Raw genomic sequence first — 2,885 nt, forward strand, 5'->3', positions numbered from 1 at the left:
ATCATGTTTTAAAGCCTGTAAATCCAATATTTTTAACGCTTATCTTTAAAAAAATTCTGAAGTAAATCCTTAGAATTCTCTTCATAGATTCCTCCATAAACTGCTATTTTATAAGAGTTCAATATAAAACTACCAGAAATACTCTGCTTTTGTGCCCAAGCCCCAAAATACACTTGCTTAATTCTTGCTTCAATAATAGCCCCACAACACATTAAGCAAGGTTCTAACGTACTATATAGAATTAACTCATCCAATCTATAATTCTTAAGAATTCTAGCGGCTTTCTCTATTACCAAAATTTCTGCATGGGCAACAGGATTATTTAAGGATATTACCTGATTATAACTTTTGGCTATAACTTTTAGAGATTTTTTATGAACTAAGACTGCTCCTATAGGAACTTCTTCTGCATTATAAGCTTTATTAGCCTCAAGTAGTGCTACCTCCATATAAAGATTTTTTAATAAAGGATTCATCTTACTTACATCATTTTCAATATAAAAATTATGCTAATTATATACCAAATAAACCCATTTCTGCAATCAATTAAAATTGAGAGAAACTAATTTTTAGACTATGCTTTTATTTTAATAATCAATTATCTATTAATACTAAATATCAAATAAAATAACTTCTTTAAAACTTTATTTTAATTTATAATTTATTAGAATCAAAAAGCAATGAAACACCAAAATATAAAAAATATGCCAAATTATTATTCTTTTACTATTCAAAACTTTAAAGCAATAGATGATATTACAATAGATTTAACTACATCTAGTTTAATACCGTTAGTAGGCATTAATGAAAGTGGTAAAACAATCATATTAGAAGCTATTTATAGCTTCTTAAGCTTAAGTTTAAAGAAGAATAATACTAAAGAAGTCTATTATAATAAACATAAAGCAGAAAAAGCTAAGAATTTTAATACCATAATAAAAGCTAATATTTCTATAGAAAAAGATAAATTAAAGGAAATAGTTAATTCAATTATTGTAAATAAAAAAAAGGGAACAAAAATTAAAAGTTATAATTTATTTTTACATAAAATAGATGCTATGCCAATAAATGATAAAAACCAAAATGAAGTTTGTCTCAGTATAACTTTAATTATGAAACATGATAATGATAACACTTATACTATACAGTATAGTATAGATATTTATGGCGATGATGTTTCTCATAACGAGAAAAGCGATATTGTGAACAAGATTGCAGAAAATGTTATAAAAATAATGCCTAGCATTAACTATATATCTAATTTTAATCATAACACCTATTTTGAACCTATACCACTATTAGATGAAAATAAAGAAAAATCCCCCTTAGGTAATTGTATTAGAATAGTAAATGAATATAATAAAAACACTGCAAATAATTATGATATATTTGAAATTACAATAGAGACTATAGATAAATTTAATGATGGTGTTTCTAAATATTTAACAGCTGAAATTATACAATCTTGGAAAGAATGGTTTAATTCTGAAATAAAAATGCAGATAAATTTTAAAATTTATAAAGAAAATGAAGAAACATTAATCAAATTTACTATTGATGAAGAAGATGGAACTGTTTATGGTGGAAATACACCATTTGCTTTAAATGATAGATCACAAGGTTTTACTTGGTTTTTTAATTATATGTTGGAAACAAAATTTTCCAGTAAAGCTGAAAATGAAGGGAAAAGAATTTTTTACTAGATGAACCTGGAGCTTATTTGCATCCTAAAGCTCAAGAAAATTTTTGTAAAAAGTTACAAGAAATATCTCAAACTAACCTAGTTATATATTCAACTCATTCTCCTTATATGCTCAACCCAGACTATATAAATAGAAATAATATTTATATTGCTAATAAAACAAAAGATTATGGGAAAATATCATTATTAAAAGCTAATCAACAAGGAATTGAAGAGCATACTAGCTATAAAGCTGTAAATGATGCGTTACATATAAAAAATTCTTTAGTAATAAATCTTAATTTAATAAAATTACTCGTTGTAGAAGGAATTTATGATTACTTTGCAATTAAGAAAATACTAATAGAGAAGTTAAATGAAAATAATTTAGAAATTCTTTGTTTAAATGGAGCTACAAAAGAAAATATGCACCCAAATATTAGTTTTATAAATGGTTATGGAGTTCCTTGGGTAGCTATATTTGATGATGATGATGAACAAGGAAAAAATGAATACACATTATTAAGAAATAAAATGTCAAATATCCCAACCGATACACCATATAATATAGAAAGTAAAAATAATGTTACTAAAAAAATTGAAACAAATAATTTATATATATTAAATCCAGTAGTTGATACATTTTCTACAAATGATCAGAATTTTGAGACTCATCATTTATTTTCTATTGAAGATAGAGAAAAAATTAATAAGAAATATAACTCTAATTTTTTAAAATATAATTTATGTAAAAAGGCATGAGTCAAGCTCGGTTGACTTCCGATCGGTTGAACGAATTGAGGCACCCATATCACGTGAAGATGTTATCATCGAAGGCAATAGGGGCGATGCAAACTGCGGATATTTTGGCGAAAAATCACAAGCCGCGGTACGGACACAGAGCTGTGTGTGAAAAATTGCTGACTAACGGCGCTCCCATTGAACCATCGCCGCCATTGAGACGTTGGTTTTCAGAATCGAGTGAAATTGTTATAATGCCGGAAGTAAATGAACATTTATCGGTAATTTGGATTTTGGAAGAAGAGTTAGCTTCACTGCATGTGTTGAATGCAGTGCGGTGAAGCAGAGGTAGCTTCACTGCATGCGTTGAATGCAGTGCGGTGAAGCAGAGGTAGCTTCACTGCATGTGTTGAATGCAGTGCGGTGAAGCAGAGGTAGCTTCACTGCATGTGTTGAATGCAGT

General features: G+C 27.7%; 3 protein-coding genes. 2 read left to right on the forward strand and 1 reads right to left on the reverse strand.

From position 1 onward, the window contains the following. Nucleotides 1-32: 32 nt before the first annotated feature. Complete coding sequence (locus ACQCX0_RS01445; RefSeq protein WP_462562357.1) at nucleotides 33-476, reverse strand: nucleoside deaminase; 444 nt, start codon at nucleotides 474-476, stop codon at nucleotides 33-35. A 204-nt stretch (nucleotides 477-680) separates the two neighbouring features. On the opposite strand from ACQCX0_RS01445, the gene ACQCX0_RS01450 reads away from it, so the two are divergent. After that, nucleotides 681-1,703, forward strand: a complete 1,023-nt coding sequence (locus ACQCX0_RS01450) for an AAA family ATPase (protein WP_462562358.1) — start codon at nucleotides 681-683, stop codon at nucleotides 1,701-1,703. Between the two features lie 17 nt (nucleotides 1,704-1,720). After that, nucleotides 1,721-2,443 (forward strand): TOPRIM nucleotidyl transferase/hydrolase domain-containing protein, encoded by a 723-nt coding sequence (locus ACQCX0_RS01455; protein WP_462562360.1) that lies wholly within the window; start codon nucleotides 1,721-1,723, stop codon nucleotides 2,441-2,443. Nucleotides 2,444-2,885: the final 442 nt, after the last annotated feature.

Source organism: Candidatus Hepatincolaceae symbiont of Strigamia maritima, assembly GCF_055505085.1.

Coding starts and splice junctions, on each gene's coding strand:
- ACQCX0_RS01445 (WP_462562357.1), bottom strand. CDS start 476: ATGAATCCTTTATTAAAAAATCTTTATATGGAGGTAGCACTACTTGAG.
- ACQCX0_RS01450 (WP_462562358.1), top strand. CDS start 681: ATGAAACACCAAAATATAAAAAATATGCCAAATTATTATTCTTTTACT.